This is a genomic window from Micromonospora sp. NPDC000207 (genome assembly GCF_040300925.1).
In the GTDB taxonomy this organism is placed as follows: domain Bacteria; phylum Actinomycetota; class Actinomycetes; order Mycobacteriales; family Micromonosporaceae; genus Micromonospora.
This window is the reverse complement of record NZ_JBEPEQ010000007.1, coordinates 20967-47348: the sequence shown is the minus strand read 5'-3', so window position 1 is coordinate 47348 and position 26382 is coordinate 20967. Positions and strand designations below refer to the sequence as shown.

Genomic DNA, 26382 nt, shown 5'->3' with positions numbered 1-26382 from the left:
GATGATCCGGATCTGTTCGACCGAGGACGTACCGAAGGGGACCGCGATCAGCGCGGACGTCGACGGTACCAAGGTCGCCGTGGTGCACACCGACGACGGTTTCCACGCCGTCCACGACGAGTGCTCGCACGCCTCGGTCGCCCTCTCCGAGGGGGAGGTCGAGGGGTGCACGCTGGAATGTTGGCTGCACGGATCCCGTTTCGACCTGCGGACCGGTGAGCCGACCGGGCTCCCCGCGACCGAACCCGTACCCGTCTACCCCGTCGACGTCCGCGACGGCGACATCTACGTCAGCCTCACGCCGAGCAATGGAGTGACCCGATAATGAGCACCCTGGAGATCCGCGACCTGAAGGTGTCGGTCAAGCTGCCCGAGGGTGAGCTCAAGCCGATCCTGGCCGGTGTCGACCTGACCGTCCGGTCCGGGGAGACCCACGCCATCATGGGCCCGAACGGCTCCGGCAAGTCGACGCTGGCGTACTCGATCGCCGGCCACCCGAAGTACGAGATCACCGGCGGCTCGGTGACCCTCGACGGGACCGACGTGCTGGCCATGTCGGTCGACGAGCGGGCCCGCGCCGGGCTCTTCCTGGCCATGCAGTACCCGGTCGAGGTGCCCGGGGTGTCGGTGGCGAACTTCCTGCGGACCGCCAAGACCGCCATCGACGGCGAGGCCCCGAAGCTGCGTACCTGGGGTGGCGAGCTGCGGGGGGCCATGGAGCGCCTCCAGATGGACCCGGCCTTCGCCCAGCGCAACGTGAACGAGGGCTTCTCCGGCGGTGAGAAGAAGCGGCACGAGATCGTGCAGCTGGAGCTGCTCAAGCCGAAGATGGCGATCCTCGACGAGACCGACTCCGGCCTCGACGTGGACGCCCTGCGGGTGGTCAGCGCGGGCGTCAACCGGGTCCGCGAGACCGGCGACACCGGTCTGCTGCTGATCACCCACTACACCCGGATCCTGCGCTACATCAAGCCGGACCACGTGCACGTCTTCGTCGCCGGCCGGATCGTCGAGGAGGGCGGCCCGGAGCTGGCCGACAAGCTTGAGGAAGAGGGCTACGAGCGCTACGTCGCCGGGGCCGGTTCGGCGCGGGCATGACCTCACTGGCGATCCCGGAGGGCATGCCGCAGTACGCGGACCTGCCCCGCCTCGACGTGGCCCGGGTGCGCGCCGACTTCCCGATCCTGGACCGGGAGCTCAACGGGCACCCGCTGGTCTACCTCGACAGTGCGAACACCTCGCACAAGCCCCGCCAGGTGCTCGACGTCCTCGCCGAGCACTACGCCCGGCACAACGCCAACGTGTCCCGCTCGGTGCACACCCTGGGCACCGAGGCGACCGAGGCGTACGAGGGGGCACGGGCGAAGATCGCCGCGTTCGTCAACGCGCCCAGCGTGGACGAGGTGGTCTTCACCAAGAACTCCACCGAGGCGATCAACATCGTGGCGTACGCGTTCTCCAACGCCTCGCTGCGGCCCGACGCCGATCCCCGGTTCCGGCTCGGCCCCGGTGACGAGATCGTCATCTCCGAGATGGAGCACCACTCGAACATCGTCCCGTGGCAGCTGTTGGCCGAGCGGACCGGCGCGACCCTGCGGTGGTTCCCGGTGACCGACGCCGGCCGGCTGGACGAGTCGGGCCTCGACGACCTGGTCAACGAGCGCACCAAGCTGGTGTCGCTGGTGCACGTGTCGAACATCCTCGGCACCGTCAACGCCACCTCCCGGATCACCACGCGGATCCGTGAGGTGGGGGCGCTGCTGCTGCTGGACTGCTCGCAGTCGGTGCCGCACATGCCGGTGGACGTGGTGAACCTCGACGCCGACTTCGTCGTCTTCACCGGGCACAAGATGTGCGGTCCCACAGGTGTCGGGGTGCTGTGGGGCCGGGGCGAGCTGCTCGCCGCCATGCCCCCGGTCTTCGGCGGCGGGTCGATGATCGAGACCGTGTCGATGGCGGGTTCGACGTACGCCGCGCCGCCGGCCCGGTTCGAGGCGGGTACCCCGCCGATCGCCGAGGCGGTGGCGCTCGGCGCGGCGGTGGACTACCTCACCGGCCTGGACATGCGGGCGGTGCAGTGGCACGAGAAGGAGCTGACAGCGTACGCGCTGGACGCCCTGGCCACCGTACCCGAGCTGCGGATCTTCGGGCCGGCGGTGCCGGTGGGCCGGGGTGGGACGATCTCCTTCGCCCTCGGTGACGTGCACCCCCACGACGTCGGGCAGGTGCTCGACTCCCTCGGGGTGCAGGTCCGGGTCGGTCACCACTGTGCGAAGCCGGTCTGCACGAGGTTCGGGGTGCCGGCGATGACCCGGGCGTCGTTCTACCTCTACACCACCACCGAGGAGATCGACGCGCTGGTGGGTGGTCTGGAACAGGTGCGGAAGGTGTTCGGCTGATGCAGTTGGACCAGCTCTACCAGGAGATCATCCTGGACCACTACAAGCACCCGCACGGTCGGGGGCTGCGGGACGCCGAGGCACCCGACGACCGGGTCGCCGAGGCGCACCACGTCAACCCGACCTGCGGGGACGAGGTGACCGTACGGGTGGCCACCGACGGTGAGGTGCTGCACGACGTCTCGTACGACGGCCTGGGCTGCTCGATCAGCCAGGCCTCGGCGAGTGTGCTGCACGAGCTGCTGCGCGGCCGGGACGCGGGCGAGGCGTTCGCCGTTCATCAGGCGTTCGTCGAGTTGCTGTCCAGCCGGGGCCAGGTGGAGCCGGACGAGGACGTCCTCGGCGACGGGGTGGCGTTCGCGGGGGTGGCCCGTTACCCCGCCCGGGTCAAGTGTGCGCTGCTGCCGTGGATGGCGTTCAAGGACGCCGCGGCGCGCGCCGGTGTGGGTGCCAATTCGACGGAGGTGAAGGCATGAGCAGCGAGAACACCGCGACTGCGGCGACGCCGGAGGCGGGCGAGGGCGCTGTGACGCCGGCGACCGGCGCGCTGGCGACCGAGGACACCACGTCGGCCGGTGAGCCGGCCGCCGAGGCGGGCACCGCGCCGGCCGGTGGCGGGGCGAAGGCGAACCTCGCCGACGTGGAGGAGGCGATGAAGGACGTCGTCGACCCGGAACTGGGCATCAACGTGGTGGACCTGGGTCTGGTGTACGGCGTGCACGTCGACGACGACAACGTCGCCACCATCGACATGACGTTGACCTCGGCGGCCTGTCCGCTGACCGACGTCATCGAGGACCAGGCCCGGTCGGCGCTGACCACCGGGCCCGGCGGGGGACTGGTGAAGGACATCCGGATCAACTGGGTCTGGCTGCCGCCGTGGGGCCCGGACAAGATCAGTGACGAGGGTCGGGACCAGCTGCGTACCCTCGGGTTCAACGTCTGACCCGACGACCCGCACCGACGTCCGCCGAGCGCGCCACCGAAGGGTGGCGCGCTCGGCGTCTTTCCGGCCGGGTCGTGCGTCGGGCCGGGCGTGTGCGTCGTCCCGCCGGTGGTGCCGGTGACGGTGTGCGTCGGGCCCGGTGGTGCCGACGGTCGATGGCGTGAGGCTTGCCACCTGCGGGAATGCGGGGGAAAGCAAGAAGCTTGTCCCGGACGTGATGTCGGCTATTCCGATAGGGAATAGCGTCGATCTGACCGGGAGGACCCATGGCAACCACATCCGACCTGCCCACCCCGCTCGTCTCCACCGAGTGGCTGGCCGAACACCTCGACGACCCGAACCTGCGGATCCTCGACGCGACGGTGCACCTGGCCCCGCCGACCGAGGCGGGCGGCCAGTGGAGCCAGAGCTCCGGGAAGCCGGAGTACCTCGCGGCGCACATCCCGGGGGCGGCGTTCGCCGACATCATCGACGACCTCTCGGAGCCGGACGGCGCGTGGCTGACCAAGCCGTCGCCGGAGCGGTTCGCGGCAGCCGCCGGTCGGCTGGGCATCGGACCGGACACCACAGTCGTCGTGTACGCCGTCAACGTCTTCTGGGCCACCCGGGTCTGGTGGCTCCTGCTCGCCAACGGCTTCGACAACGTGGCAGTCCTCGACGGCGGCCTCGGCAAGTGGACCGCCGAGGACCGGCCGACCCGCTCCGGCGAGGAGACCTACCCGGCGGCGGAGTTCGTCGGCACCCCCCGGCCGGAACTCTTCGCCGAGCTCGACGAGGTCAAGCAGGTGGTGGAGAGCGGCAGCGGAGCCTGCCTGATCCACTCCCTGTCGCCGGAGGACTACCACGCCACCGAGACGATCAACTACCCGCGCCCCGGCCGGATCCCGGGCAGCCGCAACGTCTTCGTCGCCGCCCTGCTCGACCCGACCGACGGGACGTTCCGGTCGGTTCCGGAGCTGCGGGAGATCTTCCAGGACGTCCAGACCCAGCCGGGGCGGAAGGTCACCTACTGCGGTGGGGGGATCGCCGCCACCGGGGACGCCCTGGCCCTGCGGCTGCTCGGCGAGACCGACGTCGCCGTCTACGACGGCTCGCTGATGGAGTGGACCAGCGACCCCTCCCTGCCGCTCGAGGTCGGCTGACCGGGTCCCGGGACCCCGGGGTGGCGGTGTGTGCGGGGGCGGCTGGACATCTCCCGTCGGGTGAGGTGACGTACCGTCGGGAGATGTCCAGTCGACAGGCTGCCGGGGGCGGCCGGTGGGTCGAGGTCGACCCGGCGCGCGTGGTCCGTTGGGTCGACGGCTTCGCCGACCGGCACGGCCCGCCCACCACCACCCCCCTCGGGTACGGGCTGCTCCTCACCGCCCCGGACGGCGCGACCGCCGAGGTGCACACCCCGCCGGGTGCCCGACCCGCCCCGGACGTCCCCGGGCTGGCGGGCAGCGCGGCGGCCCCCCGCCGGATCGGTCTCCTCCTGGCCCGCAAGGGAGCGGTCGCGGTGGGCGTCGCCCACGGGGACGACCTGGTGGTATCCAAGGTGGACACCCGGTACGTGCAGGGGCGGACCGCCGCCGGGGGCTGGTCCCAGCAACGGTTCGCCCGTCGCCGGGACAACCAGGCCAAGGCCGCCCTGGCCGACGGCGCCGACCTGGCAGTCCGACTCCTGCTGCCGGAGGTGTCGACCCTCACCACCCTGGTCTGCGGTGGGGACCGGCGGGCGGTGGACCTCGTCCTGGCCGACCGTCGCCTCGCCCCGCTGGCCGCCCTGCGCGCCGACCGGCTGCTCGACGTCCCCGAACCCCGGCGTGCCGTCCTGCTCGCGGCGATCCCCGCCGCCCGCGCCGTCCACGTCCTGGTCCGCGACCCTGCCTGAACCCCCGGGCCTACGAATCGAGAAAAGGCCCCTTCTCGACCCGTACGCATCGAGAAGGGGCCTTTTGTCGTTGTGTCAGATGGCGCCGGAGAAGGTGTCGCACTGCCGGGGATCACCGGTGGAGTGGCCCCTGGTGAACCAGTCGCGGCGCTGGGCGGAGGAGCCGTGGGTGAACTCGTCCGGGTTCACCGGGCGGTTGGCCCGCTCGGAGATCGCGTCGTCGCCGATCCGCTCGGCCGCGTCGATGGCCTGCCGGATGTCCTGCTCGCCGATGCTGGTGAAGATCCGCTGCCCCTGGTCGTCGGCCGTCCCGGTCGCGTTCTTCGCCCAGGCCCCGGCGTAGCAGTCGGCCTGCAACTCCAGGCGTACCGACAGGTCGTTGGCGTTGCCGGGGTCACGCTGCTGCTGACGGCGGACCTGCTCGTTGGTGCCCAGCAGGTTCTGCACGTGGTGGCCGTACTCGTGGGCCAGGATGTACGGCTGGGTGAACTCGCCCGACGCGCCGAGCTGGTCGGCCATCACCCGGTAGAAGCTCAGGTCGATGTAGACCTGGCTGTCCGCCGGACAGTAGAACGGCCCGACGCCGGAGTCGGCCCGGCCGCAGCGGGTGTCGACGGCCTGCTCGAAGAAGACGGTCCTGGTCGGGGTGTACTGCTGGCCGAAGGCCTGGGGGAGGGCGGTCCGCCAGTACGCCTGGATCGAGTTGACGTAGAGGGTGTTGCGGCAGTCGAGTTGCTTGAGGGCGTCCTCGGCCGAGCACCGCTGTTCCAGGCCCCTGTTGTCTCCGGTCGCCTCTCCGCCGTCGTCGAAGGCCGCGTTCAGCCCGAAACCGCCGCCGACCAGGGCGATGACCAGCATGACGGCGAGACCGACGAGGCCGCCCGGCCCTCGACCGATCGGGATGGGAATGCCGCCGGCCCGTCCGCCACCACCGGATCCCCGCCGGTCGTCCACCTGGCTGGTGTCGATCCGCGCGTTCTCGTTCAGCTCCATGTCGACCCCTGATCGCCGATCTGACCGCAAGGACGTTCCGGTACCGGACCCGGCCCGTACCGACCTCGTATCGAGGATCGGTGTCGGTACCGCCGCTCCCGGTACCCGATGATCTTGCCCGGTAATCCGGACGAACGGTTAACCGACGCCCGGTACACTTGTCGGGTGCTGCTCTGCGAAGGCTGAACCGCCCCCGCCGACGGGCCCCACGGCTCGCCGGCGGTTTCGCGTGCCCCGAGTCAGCCCTTCCGGACCCCGAGAGCGAGTTTCCCCGAAATGATCACTGCCACCGGCCTGGAACTGCGTGCCGGATCCCGGATCCTGTTGTCCGACACCACGCTGCGGGTGCAGCCGGGTGACCGGATCGGCCTGGTCGGCCGCAACGGTGCGGGCAAGACCACCACACTGAAGGTGCTCGCCGGTGAGGGGCAGCCGTACGCCGGTCAGCTCGAACGGCGCAGCGCGATCGGATACCTCCCGCAGGACCCCCGTACCGGTGACCTGGAGGTGACCGGCCGGGACCGGGTCCTCTCCGCCCGGGGTCTCGACGTGCTGATGTCCCAGATGTCGGAGCTGGAGGCCCGGCTCGCCGAGGACACCGACGAGAAGCTGGTCCGTCGCTACGGCGTCCTGGAGGACCAGTTCGCCGCCCTCGGCGGGTACGCGGCCGAGGCCGAGGCGGCGCGGATCTGCGCCAACCTGGGACTGCCCGACCGGGCCCTGGCCCAGACCATCGGGACCCTCTCCGGCGGGCAGCGTCGCCGGATCGAGCTGGCCCGGATCCTGTTCCGGGACGCGGGGGAGAACGGTGGAGGCATCCTCCTGCTCGACGAGCCGACCAACCACCTCGACGCCGACTCGATCACCTGGCTGCGCGGCTTCCTCGCCAACCACAAGGGTGGCCTGATCGTCATCTCCCACGACGGGGACCTGCTGGACGCGGTGGTCAACAAGGTCTGGTACCTCGACGCCATCCGCAGCGTCGTCGACGTCTACAACCTCGGGTGGAAGGCGTACCTGGCGGCGCGGGAGACCGACGAGCGGCGACGTCGCCGGGAGCGGGCCAACGCCGAGAAGAAGGCCGGCGCGCTGAAGGCCCAGGCCGACAAGATGCGGGCCAAGGCCACCAAGACCGTGGCGGCGCAGAACATGGCCCGCCGGGCCGAGCGGCTCCTCTCCGGGCTGGAGGAGGTCCGCGTCGCCGACAAGGTGGCAAAGGTCCGCTTCCCGAACCCGGCGGCCTGCGGCAAGACCCCGTTGACGGCGTCCGGGCTGTCGAAGTCGTACGGATCGTTGGAGATCTTCACCGACGTGGACGTGGCAGTGGACCGGGGCTCCCGGGTGGCCATCCTCGGCCTCAACGGTGCCGGGAAGACCACCCTGCTGCGGATGCTCGGTGGCCTGCTCCCGCCGGACACCGGTGGGGTGCACGCCGGGCACGGGCTGCGGCTGGGCTACTACGCCCAGGAACACGAGACCCTCGACGTCCAGCGGACCGTGCTGGAGAACATGCGGGCCGCCGCGATCGAGCAGACCGACACCGAGCTGCGAAAGATCCTCGGTGCGTTCCTCTTCTCCGGCGAGGACGTGGAGAAGCCGGCCGGGGTCCTCTCCGGTGGGGAGAAGACCCGGCTCGCCCTGGCCACCCTGGTCTGCTCCGGTGCGAACGTCCTGCTCCTGGACGAGCCGACGAACAACCTCGACCCGGTCAGCCGGGAGCAGGTCCTCGACGCGATCGCCCGCTACCCCGGGGCGATCGTGCTGGTCACCCACGACGCGGGGGCGGTCGCCGCGCTCAAGCCGGACCGGGCGATCCTGCTTCCCGACGGCGACGAGGACGCCTGGAGCGATGACCTGCTGGAACTGGTCGAGCTGGCCTGAACCGACCGGCGGACGGTCACCGGGAACGTCACTCTATCGGGTACCTGACAATGCAGAGCGTGTCGGTTGGCGAAGAGTTGATATCTGGCGCATGATCGTTGGAGGCGGTCTAATAGGTGGGACCGTATCCGAACCGCACAGTCTGGGACGTGAGGAATCAGCATGGCAGCCACTGGCACAGCCACCAGCACTGAGAAGGGTCGCCGGATCGTCGGGGCCGAGCGTCAGACGCTCGCCAAGGACCTGGTAAAGCGGTACACCGGCGGCGAGAGCATCCGGGCGCTCGCGGCCTCGACCGGCCGCTCGTACGGCTTCGTCCACCGGGTGCTCACCGAGTCCGGGGTGCAGTTGCGTCAGCGGGGCGGTGCCCGCCGTCGCAAGAAGGCGTGACCCGCCCGGCATCGTCAAGCAACGCCCCCGGCGGGTAGCCCGGTGACAGCGGGCACCGACGGGGTACGCATCGACTGCGCCGGGCCGGTCGCGACGGTCACGTTGTGTCGGCCCGACGTACTCAACGCCCAGACCCCGGCGATGTGGCGGGCGTTGCGTGAGTTCTCCCGGGACCTGCCCGGTGACGTCCGGGTCGTCGTCGTACGCGGTGAGGGGCGGGCCTTCTCGGCCGGGCTGGACCGCGCGGTGGTCGGCACCACCGGACCCGGTTCGTTCGCCGAACTGGCCGGCCTGCCCGAGGCGGAGTGCGCCGACCGGATCGCCGAGTTCCAGGCGGCGTTCACCTGGCTGCACCGGCCCGACCTCATTTCGGTGGCCGCCGTGCAGGGGCACGCCGTGGGGGCCGGATTCCAGTTGGCCCTCGCCTGTGACCTGCGGATCCTCGCCGAGGACGCGCGCCTGTCCATGGCCGAGGTGACCCTCGGTCTGGTGCCTGACCTGGCCGGCACGAAACGCCTGGTGGACCTGGTCGGCTACGCCCGGGCGCTGGAGATCTGCGTCACCGGTCGGCGGATGGACGCCGCCGAGGCGGACCGGCTCGGCCTGGCCACCCTCGTCGTGCCCCCCGCCGACCTGGACGACACCGTTCGTGACCTCACCGCCGGGCTGCTGGCCCACCCCCGCGACGCCGTCGTGGAGATCAAGGCCCTGCTGGCCGGGGCGTCCGGGCGTACGCCGGCGCAGCAGCAGCGCGCCGAACGGGAGGCGCAGACCCGTCGGCTGCGCGACCTCACCGGCAGCGGCGAGTAGCCCGGCGCAGCCGGGTCGACCACCACTCGTACCACGGGGTGCGGGTGGGGTCGTTCGTGGCGCCGGGCGAGGTGAACGACAATCCGCCAGTGCCCGGGGGCGCGGGCCGCCGGGAACAGCCGGGTCGCCGCGGAAGTTGTCGTACTCGGCAGGAGAATCGACCCGACGGTCGCGACAACCCGGAGGTGACAGTGTCCCATTCGATGTCCGGCGGCGGCATGGGCAGCATGCTCCGGTCGATGCGCAACTCCGACGAGGTCTCCGCCCACCGGCTCACCCGTGGCACCGGTCGACGGATCGTGGCCTTCGCCGGGCCGTACCGGCGCGACATCGGGGTCTTCCTCGTCACCGTCGTCCTGGCCGCCGTCATCGGCGTCGCCACCCCGGTGCTCGCCGGTGACGTCATCAACACGATCAACCAGGGGGGTGCCGACGCCGGGGCGCTGGTGGTCCGGATCGCCCTGTTCATCGCCGGGCTGGCAGTGCTCGACGCGCTGCTCTCGCTGGCCCAGCGGTGGTACTCGGCCCGGATCGGCGAGGGGATCATCCTCGACCTGCGGACCCGGGTCTACGACCACGTGCAGCGGATGCCGTTGCAGTTCTTCAACCGGACCCAGACCGGCGCCCTGGTCAGCCGACTCAACAACGACGTGTTGGGCGCCCAGCGGGCGTTCACCTCGACCCTCTCCGGCGTGGTCAGCAACGTCATCCAGCTGGTGCTCACCGCCGCGGTGATGTTCACCCTCTCCTGGCAGATCACCGCCCTGTCGCTGGTGCTGCTGCCGATCTTCATCGTCCCGGCCCGGCGGGTCGGCCGCCGGTTGGCCGAGATCACCCGGGAGTCCTACGACCTCGACGCCAAGATGAACGCGACAATGACCGAACGGTTCGGCGTGGCCGGGGCGCTGTTGGTCAAGCTCTTCGGCGCGCCCGACGAGGAGGCCCGCCGGTTCGCCGGTCGGGCCGAGCGGGTCCGCGACATCGGCATCCAGTCGGCAATGTACTCGCGGACGTTCTTCGTGGCGATGATGCTGGTCGCCTCGCTGGCCCAGGCGCTCACCTACGGGCTGGGGGGCTGGCTCGCCGTCAACGACGCGGTGAGCGCCGGGACCGTCGTCACCCTCGCCCTGCTGCTCACCCGGCTGTACGGCCCGCTGACCGCGCTCTCCAACGTCCGGGTGGACGTGATGAGCGCCCTGGTCTCCTTCGACAGGGTTTTCGAGGTGCTCGACCTGCGCCCCGGCATCGAGGAGAAGCCGGACGCCGTCGAGGTGCCCCGGGCCGCCGGGCGGGTCGAGTTCCGTGACGTCCGGTTCCGCTACCCGAGCGCCGCCGACGTCTCCCTCGCCTCGCTGGAGGAGGTCTCCGCCCTGGAGCGGACCGTCAACGAGCCGGTCCTGCGTGGGGTGTCGTTCACCGTGGAGCCGGGCCAGATGGTCGCCCTCGTCGGGCCCTCCGGTGCCGGCAAGTCGACGCTGTCGATGCTGATCTCCCGGATCTACGACGTCACCGACGGGCAGGTCCTGGTCGGCGGCGTGGACGTCCGGGACGCCACGCTCGCCTCGCTGCGCGACGAGATCGGCGTGGTCACCCAGGACTCCCACCTGTTCCACGAGACCATCGCCGCCAACCTGCGCTACGCCAAACCCGACGCCACCGACGACGACCTCTGGGCGGCGCTGGCCGGGGCCCAGGTCGCCGACCTGGTCCGGGCGCTCCCCGACGGTCTGGAGACCACTGTGGGAGAGCGGGGCTACCGCTTCTCCGGCGGGGAGAAACAGCGCATCGCCATCGCCCGCCTCCTGCTCAAAGCCCCGTCGATCGTGATCCTCGACGAGGCCACCGCCCACCTCGACTCGGAGAGCGAGGCGGCGGTCCAGCGGGCCCTGTCGGTGGCGCTGACCGGGCGTACCGCGTTGGTGATCGCGCACCGGCTCTCCACGGTGCGCGACGCCGACCAGATCCTGGTGCTCGACGGGGGGCGAATCGTCGAGCGGGGCCGCCACGACGACCTGGTGGCCGTCGGAGGGCTCTACGCGGAGCTGTACCGGACCCAGTTCGCCGTCGCCGACTCGCCGAGCCCGTACGCCGACGCCACCGGTCCCGAGCCGTTGGTCACCACCGTGCCGTCGGTGAGCGGCTACGTGTCGGAGGCGCTGCCCCCGGCCGCCGCGAACTGACCTGTCGCGACCCGCAGGCGGGCGAACTCGGCTGCCAGCTCGGGGAGCTGGAAGTGCGCGTTGAGGCCGCTCGGGTTGGGCAGCACCCAGAGCCCGGCGTCGCCCAGCAGCTCCGGCTGTGGCCCGAAGCGGGCCCGGGGGCGGGCGAACCCCGTCCGGTAGGCGGTCACTCCCACCACCGCCACCCACCGGGGCCGGTGTCGGCGTACCTTCTCGGTGAGGATCGACGCCCCGTCGACCAGCTCCTCGGCGGCCAGCTCGTCGGCGCGGGCGGTGGCTCGGGCCGCCAGGTTGGTGATGCCCAACCCGTACCCGAGCAGGGTTTCCTGCTCACTCGGGGGCAGCTGGTACGGGGTGAACCCGCTGCGGTGCAGGGCCGGCCAGAACCGGTTCCCCGGCCGAGCGAAGTGCAGTCCGGTGACGGCCGACCAGAGCCCGGGGTTGATCCCGACGAACAGCACCGTCAGGCCGGGCCCGATGACGTCCGGGATGGTCCGGTCGACCGCCGCCGTCAGGTCCTCCCGGCTCGGCCTGCGGGCCGGCACCGACCCCCGTTCGGAGTGTCCGCTCTCCATGGCGGGGATCCTGCCGCATCGGGACGGTAGGTGTCGCGTCAGGGGGCGGGGGGTCGGGGGGCCGCCCGGAGCAGGCGTACCCGTCCGGCGAACCCGACGGCGACGGCCCCGGCGGCCCGGCCCAGCGCCGGGAACCGGCGGGGGCGGGGGGTCGTGTGCCCGTCGTACCGACCTGTCGCCTCCCGGGCGGCCAGCTCGTCGGCGCCCAGGGTCGGCAGCTGTGCCCGGTCGCGCAGGTGACGGGCGAAGTCCCAGCCGTCACGCAGCCCGCCCTGGGTCGGCCGTCGGGCGGCCCAGTCGGTGAAACTCGGCACCCACAGGGCTCCGAGACCGGCGGCGAGCAGGGGCCAGTGTCGAGCCACCTCCCCGGCGCGCTTGCGCAGCAGGGCGGCGCGGGCCGCCTCCCACGGTGCCGACCGGAACCCGGGCGGGACGGGACCACCCGTCACCAGCGCCGCGACCAGGGCGGCCTGTCGGGCGGCGAGGTCGTCGGCCCCGGACCCGCTCACGTGATCACCGGGTGGCCGGCGGCGGTGGCCAGCGCGTCCAGTTCGGTACGGAGGTCGGCGGCGGGCGGGTACCGTCCGTCCCGTTCGAGGAGCAGCGGGGGACGGCTCCGGCGGGCGCAGAGCTCGCCGACCAGGTCGAGCACCGCCGACGGGAGCGGGTCGGTGTGCGTGTCGTGGTAGAAACCCCCGTCCTCGGCACCCCCGGCGACGTGCACGTACGCGATCCGGTCCAGGGGAAGCCGATCCAGGAGCGCCACCGGGTCGGTGCCCCTGTTGCGGGCGTTGGCGTAGACGTTGGCGAGGTCGAGCAGGAGCAGCGCCCCGGTCTGGTCGAGGATCTCGGTCAGGAACGCCGCCTCGTCCAGCTCGTCGTCCGGCCAGTCGAAGAGCGCCGCTATCGGTTCCAGGGCGATCGGCACCGGCAGGTCGGCCTGGGTCCGTCGGACGTTGGCCACGGTGGCCGCCACCGCCGCCCGGGTGCGGGGCAGCGGCAGCAGGTGCCCTGCCTCCAGTCCACCGGCCCGGACGAAGGCGACGTGTTCGCTCACCAGGGGAGCGCCGGTCCGCTCGACGGCCCGGACGAGTCGGGCCACCCGGTCCGCCTCGACCGGCTCCGCGCCGCCGAGGGAGAGCCGGACGCCGTGCGGCACCACGACGACGCCGTCGTCGCGGAGGGTGTCCAGGCCAGGGGGGAGCGGACCGGTGGGCGGGATGCTCTCCGCGATCACCTCGACGAACCGGAGGCCCGGCAGCTCGGCGACGAAACCGGCGATCTCCGGCCGCCACCCGATGCCCACCCCGGCCAGGCCCGTGCGGACGGTCGGCTGGGCCGCGCCGGTCACCCGCCGCACCCGCCCCCGCCACCACCACAACCGCCGCCGCCTCCTCCGCCACTGCCACAACCGCTTCCGGCGTCACCGCCGCCGCCTCCCGAGGAGGTGGCCCCGGAGGCCGCCCCTTCGCGTTGGATCTCGGCCTGCTCGGCGAAGGCCGGGTCGAAGGCCCAGAGCGCCGCGGTGCCGTAGAGGGCAACGCCCATGGACGCGCTGCTGGACCCGTAGGTGGTGTACGAGGGCGTGGAACCGGGGGATAGGTGACGGTGCTTCTGGCGCTGGACGCGCAGCGTGGCCTTCGCGGCCCGGGTCTGCCAGGGAGCCCGGGTGAGGACGACGGCGGCCACGACGGCGACCGGGATGCCGAGGAGGAGGTATCCGACCGGCCGGTCGTTGGCGAGCCCGGCGACGAGACGGACCAGGCCGACCAGCGCCAGGGCCATGAGCAGGTACGCGCCGAGCCGCAGACGGTGGCGTTGGGCCTGGGTGAGGATCAGGCCGCGCTCCTGGAGAGCGGTCCGCAGGTGCTCCAGTGCGTCGATCACCTGCACCTCCCGGCCCAGGAGACGAGGGGCTCGCCGCCGTTGCGCCGCGTGGAACACGGCCCGGTCCACCGGGGTGAGGCCGGCCGGTGGGTCGCCGACGGCGCGGAGCCGCCGGTCCGGGGTGACGTCGACTGTGCCACTGGCTCGGAGACCCGTCAGGGCGGTCCAGACGACGAGTTTCTCGCCACCGTTGAGGTAGGCGAGCTGCTGGGCGTCGAGCGGCTGGTGGAGCTGACCGTAATGTCCGTCGAGGAGATAGTGCCTGTGGATCACGGAACAGACGATCGTGACGACGACCGCCGACAGGTAGATCCCGAGGAACACCGGGCCGGGGATGCCCCAGGTGTCACCGGGTGCGGCTAGGACGGTCATGCTCGGCTCCCGAAGCTCGTGCGCGGTGCGTTGGCACCAGTGTGGAGCAGTCACGCCACAGGCCGGATCCACCGCTGGGTGGAGATGGCTGTCCGCCTCGCGACGGTCCTCAGCGGCGGCGGACCGCCTCCTCGACGAGGTCGAGGACGCGGCCGAGGTCACCGGCGGGGCGCCCCATCGCCAGGTGCAACACGAGCCCGTCGTACGCCAGCTCCAGGAACTGGGCCAGCACGTCGATGGGTACGTCCTCGCGCAGCACCCCGGCGTCGCGTTGGCGGGCCAGCCGGTCCCGGGTCGCCTCGGCGATCGCCGCCGAGCGTTCGGCCCACCGGCGGGCGAAGGCCGGATCGGTCCGCAGTCGTCGGGACACCTCCAACTGGCTGCCCAACCAGCCGGTGGTGTCCGGGGAGACCGCTCGGGCGAGCAGGTCCCGCATCACCTGGACCAGACCGTTGCGGGCGACCGTCTCCACCATGGCGGCCGCGTCGTCCTCGGCGACGGCCAGGAAGAGGGAGTCCTTGTCCCGGAAGTGGTGGAAGATGGCGCCCCGGGAGAGCCCGGTGGCCTCCTCCAGCCGTCTGACCGTGGCACCCTCGTAGCCGTGTCGGGCGAAACAGGCCCGGGCGGCGGCCAGGATCTCCTGGCGCCGGGCGTCGAGCTGGTCCTGGCTTACTCTGGGCACGGGTCGATCGTGTCAGGTGCCGCAGGCCGGTGCAAACCGTACGTACGGCTTGGAGTCCGCCGGTGGCGACCGGTGCACGGGGCGGCGTCGACGGACCACTGTGGGCTACCCGGCACTGTTCGCCGAGCTGTACTGTCCCGTACCCTTCGGCGGGTGCCGTTGCTCCTGCTTGATCTGGAGAACACCCTCCTCGACCGGACCGGGTCCTTTCGTGCCTGGGCGCGGCGTTTCCTCGACGACGTCGGTGCCCCGGCCACCGACCTGGACTGGCTGCTCTCCATCGACGCGGACGGGCTCACCGACCGGTGGGACCTCGCCGACGCCATCCGTGACCGGTACGGCCTGCTCGTGCCCGCCATCGACCTGGTGGAGGAGCTGCGCGAAGGTCTGTTGACGCACACCCGCCTCGACCCCCTCGTCGCCTGTGCGCTGCGCATCGCCGACGACGTGGGGTGGGTTCCGGTGGTGGTCAGCAACGGCACGGTACGCCACCAGGAGGACCTGATCCGACGCACCGGGCTGGACCGGTACGTCGCCGACTGGGTGATCTCCGAGGCGGCCGGGGTCAGCAAACCCAACCCGCGGATCTTCGCGTTGGCCGCCCAGCGGGTGCGGATGCCGTTGCGGGGTGCCTGGGTGATCGGTGACAGCCCGGAGTCCGACATCGGCGGGGCCACCGCCGTCGGCCTGCCCAGCGTCTGGCTGCACCGGGGCCGGACCTGGGCGGACTCCCGGTTCGCGCCGACCCATGTCGCCGGTGGTCTGATCGCCGCCGTCGCCGTGGTGATGGGCGGCTGAGCGGGGCCGGTGACGTCGGGTCCGGGGTGCGGTTAATCCGTTGCCCGCTCGGCCGGTCCCGGACAGGATGGGCGGCACGCGTGCGTACGCGTCCGGGTGTCGCCCGGTCGAGTGGTGAGGAGGTCGGTCATGGCCGTCTTTGCAGGGTTCCTCCACCCGCCCTCACCCGTCTCGACCAAGGGATCACCACCGACGTGCGCGAATCACACGACCTTCCGGCGCGGGAGCGCCGTACCCGCGGCCGGAGCCGCTTCGACGACGAACAGCCCTTCCTGAGGCGCGGTCGGGCCGCCGACCACGGCCCGACCGAGCAGGACGACACCGCCGACCCGGAGGCCGGGGACCCCTGGTCCTCCTGGGACGCCGCAGTACACGGTCCCGAGCCGTACCCCGACTGGCTGGTCACCGACCTCGCCGCCCGGGACACCGAACTCGGCGTCCTCAAGTCCGGCAAGGAGGCCGACGTCCACCTGGTCCGCCGGGGTGTGCCGGACACCGACAGGTCCTGTCTGCTGGCCGTGAAGCGGTACCGGGACAGCCACCACCGGCTCTTCCACCGGGACGCCGGTTACCTGGAGGGGCGGCGGGTCCGCCGGTCCCGGGAGAACCGGGCGATGGCCGGCCGGACCGCCTTCGGTCGCCAGCTGATCGCCGGCCAGTGGGCCGCCGCGGAGTTCGCGGTGCTGACCCGGCTCTGGGAGATCGGGTCGCGGACCGGCGCGGTACGGGTGCCGTACCCGGTCCAGCTGCTCGGCACCGAGCTGATGCTGGAGTTCGTCGGCGACGCCGAATCGGGGCAGGCCGCACCCCGCCTCGCCCAGCTGCGTCCCGACCCGGACTCGGCGCGCAACCTCTGGACCCAGCTGGTGGACGCGTTGCTGGTCCTGGCCCGGGCCGGGTACGCGCACGGTGACCTGTCGCCGTACAACCTGCTGGTGCACGACGGGCGGCTGGTGCTGATCGACCTGCCGCAGGTGGTGGACGTGGTGGCGAATCCGCAGGGGCCGGAGTTCCTGGCCCGCGACGTCCGGGTCGTCGCCGCCTGGTTCGCCGCGCGGGGGCTGCCCCCCGACGAGGTGGATCCGGCCGGGTTGACCGAGGTGCTGCTGGGGGAGGCGGGTCTGCGCTGACCACAGCGGTCCCGGTGACTACTGGAGGTACCGCTCGACCTCGGGAACGGCCCGGGTGCCCTGGGCGTCCGGGTCGCCGTGGGCCTGCCGGGCGGCCCGCCGCCGGCGCAGCAGGTCCCAGCACTGGTCCAGCGACTCCTCCAGGGCGCGGAGCCGGTCCCGGTCGTCCTCGGTGCCCGACTCCCTGGTCTGGGCCGTGGAGCGCAGCCGGTGCTCCTCGTCGACCAGCTCCGAGATCCGGTTGAGAATGCTCTTGTCGTCCATCTCCTGAGCGTGGCACAGCGGGGCCTGACACGTCGGCTGGACGCCGATCCCAACGGTGCCGCCCGGTCGGAGGCAGCGGTGCCGACGGGGCCGTCCCGGTCCCGGTGCCGATTCCGGTCCGGCCGTGGTGACCAGGAGGTCGCCCGGCCGGGCGGGACCGGCCGACTCCCCGTGCCGACAGCACGTCCATAATGGATGATCGGGTGGGCGGCGGATGGTGCCGACACCCGGGCCCACAGCCGCCGCCGGCCGTGCCGGGCCGTACCCGGTCCGGGCCGACCGCCGGGTACGCCCCGGACCGGCCGACCCGCACGCCAGCCCGGGAGAAGAGGACGACCAGTGGTACAGCAGACCGTTCAGAGCGCAGACCTCGCCTGGCTACTCGACGACCTTGTCGGTCGGGTCAAACAGGCCGAACACGCCGTCGCGCTCTCCGCCGACGGCCTGTTGATGGCCTCCTCGACCGGATTGGGACGCGACGACGGCGAACACCTGGCCGCCATGGCCGCCGGCATCCAGAGCCTGGCCCGGGGAGCCGGCAAACGGTTCGGTGGCGGGCGGGTCCAGCAGACCATCATCGAGATGCAGACGTCCTTCCTCTTCGTCACGGCGGCCGGGAACAACGCCTGTCTCGCCGTACTCGCCTCCGAGGACGCCGACGTCGGGCTCATCGCGTACGAGATGGCGATGCTGGTCACCCGGGTCGGCCGGTACGTCAACACCCCGTCCCGGCAGGCCGAGCTCCCGGCCGAGGGGCGGTAGCCGACGGTGACCGTCAACGGGGGAGCCGAACCGGACCAGTGGGTCGACGAGCAGGCGGGGTCGGTGGTCCGCCCGTACCTGCTCACCAGGGGCCGGGCCCGGCCGGTCGCCGGGACCTTCGACCTGATCTCGCTGGTGACGGCGAAGCGGCCGACGGCCGGTACCAGCGCTGCCGGGCTCGGCCCCGAGCACCAGACGATCATCGAACTCTGCCAGCGGGTGCAGTCGGTCGCCGAGATCGCCGCCCACCTCGACCTGCCGGTGGGGACCGTACGGGTCTTCCTCGGCGACCTCGTGGCCGGTGACCTCGTCCGGGTCCAGCAGCCACGCATCCCGGCCGACCCTTCCGACGACAGCATCTTTGAGGCGATCATCAATGGACTACGGGCACTCTGAGCGACCTGCGGACTCGGCACCGCTCCCCACGGCGGTCAAGATCCTGGTCGCCGGCGGCTTCGGCGTGGGCAAGACGACGATGGTCGGCGCGGTGAGCGAGACCAGGCCGTTGCGCACCGAGGAGGTGCTGACCGCCGGCGGTGCCGCGGTGGACGACCTGTCCGGGGTGGAGGAGAAGACGACCACCACCGTGGCGATGGACTTCGGCCGGATCACCATCAGCGACGACCTGGTGCTCTACCTGTTCGGCACTCCGGGACAGGACCGCTTCTGGTTCGTCTGGGACGAGCTGACGTTGGGTGCGCTGGGGGCGGTGGTCCTCGCCGACACCCGGCGGCTGGCCGACTGCTTCCCCTCGGTGGACTACTTCGAGCGGCGGGGGACGCCGTTCCTGGTCGCTGTGAACTGCTTCGAGGGGGCCCGCCGGTTCGAACTCGACGAGGTCAAGGCGGCCCTCAACCTCGACCCCGAGGTGCCGGTGCTGCTCTGCGACGCCCGGCAGCGCTCCTCCGGCAAGCAGGTGCTGATCGCGTTGCTGGAGCACGCCAAGAAACTCCGGGCGCAGGCGTCGTCCTGAACGCGGGACGGGTCCCCCGGTGACCGAGGGACCCGACCCGTCGTGCGTTCTCGTTCAGTTGGCGATCATGCGCCGCAGGACGTACTGCAGGATGCCGCCGTGGCGGTAGTAGTCCGCCTCACCGGGGGTGTCGATCCGGACCACCGCGTCGAACTCCACGCCGCTGTCCGTGGTGACCTTGACCGTACGGGGGGTCCGCCCCTCGTTCAGCTCGGTCACCCCGGAGACGGCGAAGGTCTCGGTGCCGGTCAGACCCAACGACTCGGCGGTCTCGCCGGCCGGGAACTGCAGGGGCAGGACACCCATGCCGATCAGGTTCGACCTGTGGATCCGCTCGTACGACTCGGCGACGACCGCCTTCACGCCGAGCAGCATGGTGCCCTTTGCCGCCCAGTCCCGCGACGACCCTGAGCCGTACTCCTTGCCGGCCAGCACCACCAGTGGGATGCCCGCCTCCTGGTACGCCGTCGAGGCGTCGTAGATCGAGGTCTGCTCGCCGGTCAGGTGGTTGACGGTGAACCCACCCTCCACCCCGGGGACGAGCTGGTTGCGCAGGCGGATGTTGGCGAAGGTGCCCCGGATCATGACCTCGTGGTTGCCCCGGCGGGAGCCGTACGAGTTGAACTCGTGGCGCGGCACCCCGTGGTCGGCGAGGTACTTCCCGGCGGGGGAGTCCGCCTTGATCGCACCGGCTGGGGAGATGTGGTCGGTGGTGACCGAGTCACCGAGCTTGGCCAGGACCCGCGCCGAGTCGATGTCGGAGACCGGCGACGGCTGGAGCCCCATGCCCTCGAAGTACGGGGGCTTGCGGACGTAGGTCGACTCGCCGGCCCAGGCGAAGGTGTCCCCGGTCGGGGTGGGCAGCGACTGCCACCGCTGGTCACCGGCGAACACGTCGGCGTAGGCGGCACTGAACCCGGTCGCGCCGATCGCCGAGGCGACGACGTCCTGGATCTCGGCGGTGTTGGGCCAGATGTCGCGCAGGAAGACCGGGTTGCCCTCGGTGTCCTCGCCGAGCGGCTCGTTGGCAAGGTCGATGTCCATCGTGCCGGCGAGGGCGTAGGCCACCACCAGGGGCGGGGACGCCAGGTAGTTCATCTTGACGTCCGGGTTGATCCGGCCCTCGAAGTTGCGGTTGCCGGAGAGCACCGAGACGACGGCGAGGTCGTTGGAGTTGACGGCGGCGGAGACCTCCTCCGGCAGCGGGCCGGAGTTGCCGATGCAGGTGGTGCAGCCGTACCCGACCAGGTTGAAGCCGAGCTTGTCCAGGTAGGGGGTGAGGCCGGAGCGGTCGTAGTAGTCCATGACGACCTTGGAGCCCGGGGCCAGGGTGGTCTTCACCCACGGCTTGCGGGCCAGCCCCTTGTCGACGGCGTTGCGGGCCAGCAGGGCGGCACCGATCATCACCTGCGGGTTCGAGGTGTTGGTGCAGGAGGTGATGGCGGCGATCACCACCGCGCCGTGGTCCAGTTCGTACTCCACGCCGTCGGTCCCGGTGACCCGGATCGGGTTGCTCGCCCGGCCCCCGGACCCCGCCGCGGCCCTGGTCAGCTCCCGGGGGGCGTCGGCCGGGTCGTTGACCGTGTTGGCCGGGGCGTCGCTGGCCGGGAAGGACTCGGCGCTGGCCTCGTCGGCCGGACCGGCGGCGCCGAACGGCTTGCCCTGCTGGGGCACGCCGGGCTTGCGACCCGGGTCGCCACCGGTCTCGTCGGCGGCCACGTAGTCGGTGAGCGCCGCCCGGAACAGCGTCTTGGCGCTGCCCAGCGGCACCCGGTCCTGCGGGCGCTTCGGCCCGGCGAGGGAGGGCTCGATGGTGCTCAGGTCCAGTTCGAGACGCTCGGAGTACTCCGGCTCGGCGGCCGGGTCGTGCCAGAGGCCCTGCTCCTTGGCGTACGCCTCGACGAGCGCCACCTGCTGCGGGTCCCGGCCGGTCAGCTCCAGGTAGCGCACGGTCTCGGCGTCGATCGGGAAGATCGCCACGGTGGAGCCGTACTCCGGGGACATGTTGCCGATGGTGGCCCGGTTGGCCAGCGGTACGGCGCTCACACCGGGGCCGTAGAACTCGACGAACTTGCCCACCACCCCGTGCTTGCGCAGCATCTCGGTGATGGTGAGGACCAGGTCGGTGGCGGTGGTGCCGGCGGGCATCTCACCGGAGAGCTTGAACCCGACGACCCGGGGGATCAGCATGCTGACCGGCTGGCCGAGCATCGCGGCCTCGGCCTCGATGCCGCCGACGCCCCAACCCAGCACACCGAGGCCGTTGACCATGGTGGTGTGGGAGTCGGTGCCGACCACGGTGTCGGGGTAGGCCTGGCCGTTGCGCTCCATGATCGTACGGGCCAGGTACTCGATGTTGACCTGGTGCACGATGCCGGTGCCCGGCGGGACGACCTTGAACTCGTTGAACGCGCTCTGGCCCCAGCGCAGGAACTGGTAACGCTCCTTGTTGCGCTCGTACTCCAGCTCGACGTTGCGCTCGAAGGCGTCCTCGCGGCCGAACAGGTCGGCGATGACCGAGTGGTCGATGACCAGCTCGGCCGGGGCGAGGGGGTTGACCTTCGTGGCGTCGCCGCCGAGGTCACGGACCGCCTCGCGCATGGTGGCCAGGTCGACCACGCACGGTACGCCGGTGAAGTCCTGCATCAGCACCCGTGCCGGGGTGAACTGGATCTCCACGCTCGGGTCGGCGGTCGGGTCCCAGCCGCCGAGCTGCCGGATGTGGTCGGCGGTGATGTTCGCGCCGTCCTCGGTCCGCAGCAGGTTCTCCAGGAGAATCTTCAAGCTGTACGGCAGCCGGTCGTGACCGTCCACCTTGCCGATCTTGAAAATTTCGTAGCTCGCGTCTCCGACGCGTAGCTGGGTCTTCGCACCGAAGGTGTCGAGGCTCGCCACGTCGTACTCCTTCACACCAGCGACCGTGAGTAGTCCTGAGCAGTCTGTCGCACCGGCCGGGGCGCCGCCGAGGTTAGGCGACACTTACCGCCCGACACGCTCTCTACAAAACCGTACGTCCGTCTTGCTATTGGCGCAACCTCGGCCCCACCCTGCGGGACGGGCCGGGTGCCATGATCCACGACCCGGTAGCCGGTCGGCCCGGCGGTGACCCGCGGACACGACGAAGGGCCGACCCCGGACGGGGTCGGCCCTCACGTGCGTGCCGGTGGCTCAGTGGATGTAGCCGCGGGTGGCGATCCAGTCGGCCAGGTCCTCGACGTCCATCTTGTAGCTGGCCTGGGCCGGGTCGGCGGAGTCGGCGATGGTCACCGTCGCGCCCTCGTCGGAGTACCCGACCACGCTGATGTAGTGGCCACCCTCGAAGGAGTGGGCGGTGCCGTCGGTGTCGGTGGCGGTGCCGGCGATGTTCGCCACCACGGCCCGACCCTCGTCGACGGTCCGCACGATGTCGGCCCGCAGCCGGTCGGTCTGCCTGTCGTCGGCCTTGCCACTGCTGATCTCGACACTGCGGTAGGTGTCCTTGCCGGTGTGCTTGTTCATCACGGGGGTGATGTCGTCGACCGAGTCGGTGCCGGCCTCGGTGGTCCGCATCTCCTTGGCCATCTCGTCCACGGAGATGTTCTTGCCCAGCACGCTCAGGGCGTTACGGGCGGCGGCGGGACCGCAGTAGTAGAAGTTGGGCTGGGCCTCGTACCGGACGTCCAGCTCACGCTCCCCGCCGGGGCGACGCTCGGTCTGCACGGCGGCGGTGGCCCGCCCCTGCTCGGGGGCGGCGTAGGCGGCGGTCACGGGGCCCGCGATGGCACCGCCGGTGAAGGCGAGGCCGGCAGCGGTCAGGGCAGCCTTACGAAGCAGAGTGGTACGCATGATGAATGGTTCCTCTCTGTCGGGGGTGCGCGGCACGCCTCGCGGGGGAGCGGGCGGTGCCGTCCTGCGGGGGAAGGTTCGGGGGAGGTGCCCGGCGGCTCGGCCTGCTCGGGCGTCCGGGGATGTGTAACGCCCCGGGGGGTGGTCGCATTCCGGCGGGGGGTGTCCGGCCCGGGCCGCAGGGGCTGGGTCGGTGTCGCCGGGGGAGCGGGGCGGCCCGTGGACCGCTCGGGTATGCCGGTTACAACGCCCCGCCCCCCACAGCGATTCCGTCCCGGTGGTGACCCCGACCACCCGGAGAACCCCCCGGCGTAGGCGATACCGGACATCCGGCCGGGCTTGCGTGGGGGTGCCCGACCGGACCGGTGGGATCCGCCGCCATGACCGGTTTCGACCCGGCCGGGCGGTGACTGTCAGTGGGCGTAGCCCCGTCCGGCCATCCAGCGGGCCAACTCCTGCACTGTCATCAGGTAGGAGGCGCGGGCCGGGTCGGCGGAGTCGGCGATCGTGACGAGGCGGCCACCCTCGGCGTACCCGACCACACAGACGTAGTGGCCGAACGCGAAGGTGTGCCGGGTGCCCGAGGTGTCGGTGCCGGTGCCGCCGGTGTTGGCCACCACCGCCCGCCCCGCCGAGACGGTCCGGACGACGTCGGCCCGCAGGGTCTCGATCAGAGGTGACGCCACCGGCCCGCCGGCGATCTCGGTGATCCGGTACGTCCCGTCCCCGAACTCCCTGTTCAACACCGGTACGACGTCGTGCAGGGACCCGGTGCCGGCCTCGGTGGTGCCCAGCTCCCGGGCCAGGGTCTCCTGGTCGACCACTGTGCCCCGCACACTCAGGGCGTGCCGGGTGGCGGCGGGTCCGCAGTAGAAGAAGGTGGCCTGAGCCTCGTACCGGATGTCGACCCCACCGGCGGCCTGCGGCCGACGTCCGGTCTGGGTCGGGATGGTGGGGCTCTGGACGGCGGGGCTGGGGTGCCCGGCGTCCTGGGGGGTGGCCACCGGGACGGCTACGGCGCCGTCGGTGGTGCCAGGTGGGTTCCTGCTGGGGTCGAGGACCACGGCGACTCCTCCCGGTCGGGGATGCGACACCCGGGCCGGGGGGCGACGGGGGTCGGGCAGGGGAGTGCGGAGGCCGACGCGTCGATGCGGGCATCCGGCAGGTGCAACACCCCTGCCTCCCGTCGCCATTCCGCCACGGGAGACCCCCGGCGGATCAGGAGGTGGGGGCCTCGCCGGTGGGGTCGGCGGAGGTGACCGCCGCGTGCCGGCTGCGCAGCCGGTCCCGGATCTCCTCAGGGGTGTACGCCCTGCGCCGCCGCTCGGCCCGGGCGATGACCACTCCGGAGGCGGCGACCCCCGCGAGACCGGCCAGCCCGAGCACCTTCCACCACCGCACCCGTTGCCGCATCGGCCTAGGGTAGACGCCGATGGGTGACCGAACCACCAGGGGAGCACGGGCGGCATGAGCATCAGCCTGGACGAGGCCGTGGAACTGACCCGTACCGGCGACGTGTGGGTGTTCCGGGGGCGCAGTGTGCCGGACCGTGCCATCCAACTGACCACGAACAGTCCGGTGAACCACGTCGGGATGGCGGTGGTGCTCGACGACATGCCGCCGCTGATGTGGCACGCCGAACTGGGCAGGTCGCTGCCGGACATGTGGACCGGCACCCACCACCGTGGCGTCCAGCTGCACGACCTGCGTGACGCCGTCTGCGTCTGGGCCAACCGGTACGGCCAGCGAGCCTGGTTGCGCCAACTCGAACCATCGGCGGACGAGGAGATGGAACAGGCCGTACTGCGGACTGTCGCCCGCCTGGACGGCACCCCCTTCCCCTCCACCGCGCAGCTGGCCTGGCGGTGGTTCCGGGGTCGGGTGCCGGCCGTCCGGATGCCCGCGATCCGGGTGCCGGTGCTGGGACGCCGGGCCGACCCGCCGCAGCCCCCGCCCGCCGGGTCCCCGCCGGAGACGCCCGGGGAGGTCCCGGTCGGTGACGCCACGTTGGAGACGGCGTACTGCGCCGAGGTGGTCGCTGTGACCTACGAGGCGATGGGGCTGCTCCCGGCCGGGCGTCGACCGAACTGGTACGACCCGGGACGGTTCTGGAGCGGCGACGACCTCGGCCTCGACGGAGGTGCCCAGCTGGGCAGGGAGATCGAGGTACGGGTTCCGCCACGCTGAGCCGGGCCTGCGCTGTGTGACGCGGGGCGGGACGTTTGACGCGGGGGCCGGACGGCAATTGCAGTGTCGTGACAGCCTCGACCGATCTCGACACCCTCACCGACTTCTTCGACAGGTACGGCGTCGCGCTGACCACCGGCGACGTGGCGTCCGTCGCCGCCTGCTACGCGTTGCCCGGGCTGGTGGTCGCCGACACCTACAGCTTCTCGTTCAGCACCCCGGCGGCGGTGGCGCTGTCCTTCGTCGGTGCCGCCCCCGACTACCAGGAGCACGAACTGATCGCGGCGAACGCGGTCATCGAGGACGTGCAGCAGGTCTCGGCCCTGTTGACCGAGGTGGCGATCGAGTGGGAGTTCCTGGACACCGCAGGTCGGCGGGTGCCCGGTGAGCACTACCGCTACCTGTTGCGCCAGACCGACACCGGGCCGCTGATCTGCACCGTCATCCGGACCGGGTGACGTCGGTCCCACCGGGGACGGCGGCGGGACACTCCACTGCGGACCACCACGGAGACTCCACTGCGGAGCCCGGACGGCCCGGATTCGGTGGAACGTATCGACCCTGCCACTTTCCGACAATGCCCACGATCGTTACGCTCTCCGGACGGGACCGACCGGGGAGGGTTATGTCCGGCATGCGCGGTGGTCAAGATTCGGTTCGTACCGGAGTCGTGGCGTCCTCGCCCTGGATCGTGGTGTCGGTCGGCGTCGTCGTGATGGTGGTGCTCTTCGGGGTGGCGTCCTGGTCCGGTCAGGGCCGAGGGCCCGACGGGGAGGTCAGCTTCGGCTCGGCCGACAACACCGTCTCGTTCCCCGCGTTGCCCCCGTCGGAGGAGGAGTTCGCACCGGCCGCGCCGGAGGTGGTCGTCCGCACCCCCGCACCGCCGCCCGTCCCGGGTCTGTCGCCCCGCTCGACCGTGTCGAGGACGACGGAACCCCCGTCGCCGTCCCCGTCCCCGTCGTCGCCGAAGACGCCGCCCCGTACCGAGCGTGTCGAGGAGGGGGAGGCGGCCCGGCCGACCGAGCCGGACCAGATCACCACCCGTCCCGCACCACCCCGCCGGGCGACGATGACCGGGCGGTACCGGGTGACGAACAGCTACGGTGACGCCTTCATCGGCGAGGTGATGGTGACAAACACCGGCTCCGGTGACGAGGGTTGGAAGGTCAGGCTGGTCTTTCCCCGTGGCCGACTGGTCACGGCCTGGGTGGACGGGACCGAGCAGGGACGGGCCGGCATGGACGGTGGCGTCTTCACCTACGTCGGCGGCGTCGACCTGCCCCCCGGGGGCACGGCACCCCTGCGCTTCCACATCGAACGGACCACCACCGACCACACCCCGGTGAGCTGCACCGTCAACGGCGCGCCCTGCTCCGGTTCCTGACACCGCAGCCGTCCACCCCGGGCGCGGGCGGACGGGAACCGACCCCGCCGGAGGCGGCCGTGAAGGCCGCT

General features: G+C 71.7%; 30 protein-coding genes. 19 read left to right on the top strand and 11 right to left on the bottom strand.

Annotated features, from left to right (window positions below; translation table 11 throughout):
* The first annotated feature begins 1 nt into the window (after window position 1).
* From ABT336_RS03790 to ABT336_RS03760, 7 genes are all read left to right on the top strand, one after another.
* A complete protein-coding gene (locus ABT336_RS03790) occupies window positions 2-325 on the top strand; it encodes a bifunctional 3-phenylpropionate/cinnamic acid dioxygenase ferredoxin subunit (protein WP_350894949.1) in 324 nt (107 codons plus the stop codon).
* Complete coding sequence (sufC, locus tag ABT336_RS03785; RefSeq protein ID WP_350894948.1) at window positions 325-1098, top strand: Fe-S cluster assembly ATPase SufC; 774 nt, start codon at window positions 325-327, stop codon at window positions 1096-1098. Before ABT336_RS03790 ends, sufC begins: the two co-directional genes overlap by 1 nt.
* A complete protein-coding gene (locus ABT336_RS03780) occupies window positions 1095-2399 on the top strand; it encodes a cysteine desulfurase (protein WP_350894947.1) in 1305 nt (434 codons plus the stop codon). Before sufC ends, ABT336_RS03780 begins: the two co-directional genes overlap by 4 nt.
* Window positions 2399-2875, top strand: coding sequence for a Fe-S cluster assembly sulfur transfer protein SufU (gene sufU / locus ABT336_RS03775; protein ID WP_350894946.1), 477 nt, complete (start codon window positions 2399-2401; stop codon window positions 2873-2875). The genes ABT336_RS03780 and sufU overlap by 1 nt, the downstream gene beginning before the upstream one ends.
* The gene (locus ABT336_RS03770) at window positions 2872-3345 is read left to right on the top strand and encodes a metal-sulfur cluster assembly factor (protein WP_350894945.1); all 474 of its coding nucleotides are present in this window, start codon (window positions 2872-2874) and stop codon (window positions 3343-3345) included. The genes sufU and ABT336_RS03770 overlap by 4 nt, the downstream gene beginning before the upstream one ends.
* A 266-nt stretch (window positions 3346-3611) precedes the next feature.
* The gene (locus tag ABT336_RS03765) at window positions 3612-4487 is read left to right on the top strand and encodes a sulfurtransferase (RefSeq protein WP_350894944.1); all 876 of its coding nucleotides are present in this window, start codon (window positions 3612-3614) and stop codon (window positions 4485-4487) included.
* Window positions 4488-4570: 83 nt separating this feature from the next.
* Entirely contained in the window at window positions 4571-5218 is a 648-nt protein-coding gene (locus ABT336_RS03760; protein WP_350894943.1) for an acVLRF1 family peptidyl-tRNA hydrolase, read from the top strand.
* A 75-nt stretch (window positions 5219-5293) separates the two neighbouring features.
* Here ABT336_RS03760 and ypfJ read toward each other — a convergent pair whose 3' ends face one another.
* Window positions 5294-6211: a KPN_02809 family neutral zinc metallopeptidase gene (gene ypfJ / locus ABT336_RS03755; RefSeq protein WP_350894942.1), complete on the bottom strand. Its 918-nt coding sequence runs from the start codon at window positions 6209-6211 to the stop codon at window positions 5294-5296.
* 276 nt (window positions 6212-6487) lie between these two features.
* On the opposite strand from ypfJ, the gene ABT336_RS03750 reads away from it, so the two are divergent.
* The 4 genes from ABT336_RS03750 to ABT336_RS03735 all read left to right on the top strand — a co-directional run bounded on the left by ABT336_RS03750 (window position 6488) and on the right by ABT336_RS03735 (window position 11472).
* Window positions 6488-8092: an ABC-F family ATP-binding cassette domain-containing protein gene (locus ABT336_RS03750; RefSeq protein WP_350894941.1), complete on the top strand. Its 1605-nt coding sequence runs from the start codon at window positions 6488-6490 to the stop codon at window positions 8090-8092.
* Between the two features lie 162 nt (window positions 8093-8254).
* Window positions 8255-8482, top strand: coding sequence for a helix-turn-helix domain-containing protein (locus ABT336_RS03745; RefSeq protein WP_350894940.1), 228 nt, complete (start codon window positions 8255-8257; stop codon window positions 8480-8482).
* 42 nt (window positions 8483-8524) lie between these two features.
* Window positions 8525-9292 (top strand): enoyl-CoA hydratase/isomerase family protein, encoded by a 768-nt coding sequence (locus ABT336_RS03740; protein ID WP_350894939.1) that lies wholly within the window; start codon window positions 8525-8527, stop codon window positions 9290-9292.
* A 203-nt stretch (window positions 9293-9495) separates the two neighbouring features.
* Window positions 9496-11472, top strand: a complete 1977-nt coding sequence (locus ABT336_RS03735) for an ABC transporter ATP-binding protein (RefSeq protein WP_350894975.1) — start codon at window positions 9496-9498, stop codon at window positions 11470-11472.
* Here ABT336_RS03735 and mug read toward each other — a convergent pair.
* From mug to ABT336_RS03710, 5 genes are all read right to left on the bottom strand, one after another.
* Window positions 11433-12047, bottom strand: a complete 615-nt coding sequence (gene mug, locus ABT336_RS03730) for a G/U mismatch-specific DNA glycosylase (RefSeq protein WP_350894938.1) — start codon at window positions 12045-12047, stop codon at window positions 11433-11435. The genes ABT336_RS03735 and mug overlap by 40 nt on opposite strands.
* Window positions 12048-12085: 38 nt before the next feature.
* The gene (locus tag ABT336_RS03725; RefSeq protein ID WP_350894937.1) at window positions 12086-12556 is read right to left on the bottom strand and encodes an SCO6045 C-terminal-like domain-containing protein; all 471 of its coding nucleotides are present in this window, start codon (window positions 12554-12556) and stop codon (window positions 12086-12088) included.
* Entirely contained in the window at window positions 12553-13398 is an 846-nt protein-coding gene (locus tag ABT336_RS03720) for an MbnB/TglH/ChrH family RiPP precursor modification enzyme (RefSeq protein ID WP_350894936.1), read from the bottom strand. The genes ABT336_RS03725 and ABT336_RS03720 overlap by 4 nt, the downstream gene beginning before the upstream one ends.
* Window positions 13395-14306 carry a TIGR04222 domain-containing membrane protein gene (locus tag ABT336_RS03715; RefSeq protein ID WP_350894935.1) on the bottom strand — a complete coding sequence of 304 codons (912 nt, stop codon included), beginning with the start codon at window positions 14304-14306 and terminating at the stop codon, window positions 13395-13397. The genes ABT336_RS03720 and ABT336_RS03715 overlap by 4 nt, the downstream gene beginning before the upstream one ends.
* A gap of 109 nt (window positions 14307-14415) precedes the next feature.
* Window positions 14416-14988: a TetR/AcrR family transcriptional regulator gene (locus tag ABT336_RS03710; protein WP_350894934.1), complete on the bottom strand. Its 573-nt coding sequence runs from the start codon at window positions 14986-14988 to the stop codon at window positions 14416-14418.
* 153 nt (window positions 14989-15141) lie between these two features.
* Between ABT336_RS03710 and ABT336_RS03705 the strand changes: the two genes are divergently transcribed.
* Both ABT336_RS03705 and ABT336_RS03700 read left to right on the top strand, forming a co-directional pair.
* Window positions 15142-15786, top strand: a complete 645-nt coding sequence (locus tag ABT336_RS03705; RefSeq protein WP_350894933.1) for an HAD family hydrolase — start codon at window positions 15142-15144, stop codon at window positions 15784-15786.
* A 194-nt stretch (window positions 15787-15980) separates the two neighbouring features.
* Window positions 15981-16916: a serine protein kinase RIO gene (locus ABT336_RS03700; protein ID WP_350894932.1), complete on the top strand. Its 936-nt coding sequence runs from the start codon at window positions 15981-15983 to the stop codon at window positions 16914-16916.
* Window positions 16917-16934: 18 nt separating this feature from the next.
* Here ABT336_RS03700 and ABT336_RS03695 read toward each other — a convergent pair whose 3' ends face one another.
* A complete protein-coding gene (locus ABT336_RS03695) occupies window positions 16935-17180 on the bottom strand; it encodes a DUF2630 family protein (RefSeq protein ID WP_350894931.1) in 246 nt (81 codons plus the stop codon).
* Window positions 17181-17519: 339 nt separating this feature from the next.
* Here ABT336_RS03695 and ABT336_RS03690 point away from each other — a divergent pair, with 339 nt between their 5' ends.
* The 3 genes from ABT336_RS03690 to ABT336_RS03680 are packed head-to-tail and all read left to right on the top strand — an operon-like array spanning window position 17520 to window position 18915.
* A complete protein-coding gene (locus ABT336_RS03690; protein ID WP_350894930.1) occupies window positions 17520-17942 on the top strand; it encodes a roadblock/LC7 domain-containing protein in 423 nt (140 codons plus the stop codon).
* A gap of 6 nt (window positions 17943-17948) precedes the next feature.
* Window positions 17949-18338, top strand: a complete 390-nt coding sequence (locus tag ABT336_RS03685) for a DUF742 domain-containing protein (RefSeq protein WP_350894929.1) — start codon at window positions 17949-17951, stop codon at window positions 18336-18338.
* A complete protein-coding gene (locus tag ABT336_RS03680) occupies window positions 18319-18915 on the top strand; it encodes a GTP-binding protein (protein ID WP_350894928.1) in 597 nt (198 codons plus the stop codon). Before ABT336_RS03685 ends, ABT336_RS03680 begins: the two co-directional genes overlap by 20 nt.
* Before the next feature lie 54 nt (window positions 18916-18969).
* On the opposite strand, the gene ABT336_RS03675 is transcribed toward ABT336_RS03680, so the two are convergent.
* The 4 genes from ABT336_RS03675 to ABT336_RS03660 form a co-directional block, all read right to left on the bottom strand.
* Entirely contained in the window at window positions 18970-21825 is a 2856-nt protein-coding gene (locus ABT336_RS03675) for an aconitate hydratase (RefSeq protein ID WP_350894927.1), read from the bottom strand.
* Window positions 21826-22083: 258 nt separating this feature from the next.
* The gene (locus tag ABT336_RS03670) at window positions 22084-22740 is read right to left on the bottom strand and encodes a C39 family peptidase (protein WP_350894926.1); all 657 of its coding nucleotides are present in this window, start codon (window positions 22738-22740) and stop codon (window positions 22084-22086) included.
* A gap of 413 nt (window positions 22741-23153) precedes the next feature.
* Window positions 23154-23804 (bottom strand): C39 family peptidase, encoded by a 651-nt coding sequence (locus ABT336_RS03665; protein ID WP_350894925.1) that lies wholly within the window; start codon window positions 23802-23804, stop codon window positions 23154-23156.
* A 154-nt stretch (window positions 23805-23958) separates the two neighbouring features.
* Window positions 23959-24153 (bottom strand): hypothetical protein, encoded by a 195-nt coding sequence (locus tag ABT336_RS03660; RefSeq protein ID WP_502891095.1) that lies wholly within the window; start codon window positions 24151-24153, stop codon window positions 23959-23961.
* Between the two features lie 54 nt (window positions 24154-24207).
* On the opposite strand from ABT336_RS03660, the gene ABT336_RS03655 reads away from it, so the two are divergent.
* The 3 genes from ABT336_RS03655 to ABT336_RS03645 all read left to right on the top strand — a co-directional run bounded on the left by ABT336_RS03655 (window position 24208) and on the right by ABT336_RS03645 (window position 26311).
* Window positions 24208-24927: a hypothetical protein gene (locus tag ABT336_RS03655; RefSeq protein WP_350894924.1), complete on the top strand. Its 720-nt coding sequence runs from the start codon at window positions 24208-24210 to the stop codon at window positions 24925-24927.
* Between the two features lie 68 nt (window positions 24928-24995).
* Entirely contained in the window at window positions 24996-25385 is a 390-nt protein-coding gene (locus ABT336_RS03650; protein ID WP_350894923.1) for a DUF6841 family protein, read from the top strand.
* Between the two features lie 212 nt (window positions 25386-25597).
* Window positions 25598-26311 carry a cellulose binding domain-containing protein gene (locus tag ABT336_RS03645; protein ID WP_350894922.1) on the top strand — a complete coding sequence of 238 codons (714 nt, stop codon included), beginning with the start codon at window positions 25598-25600 and terminating at the stop codon, window positions 26309-26311.
* Window positions 26312-26382: the final 71 nt, after the last annotated feature.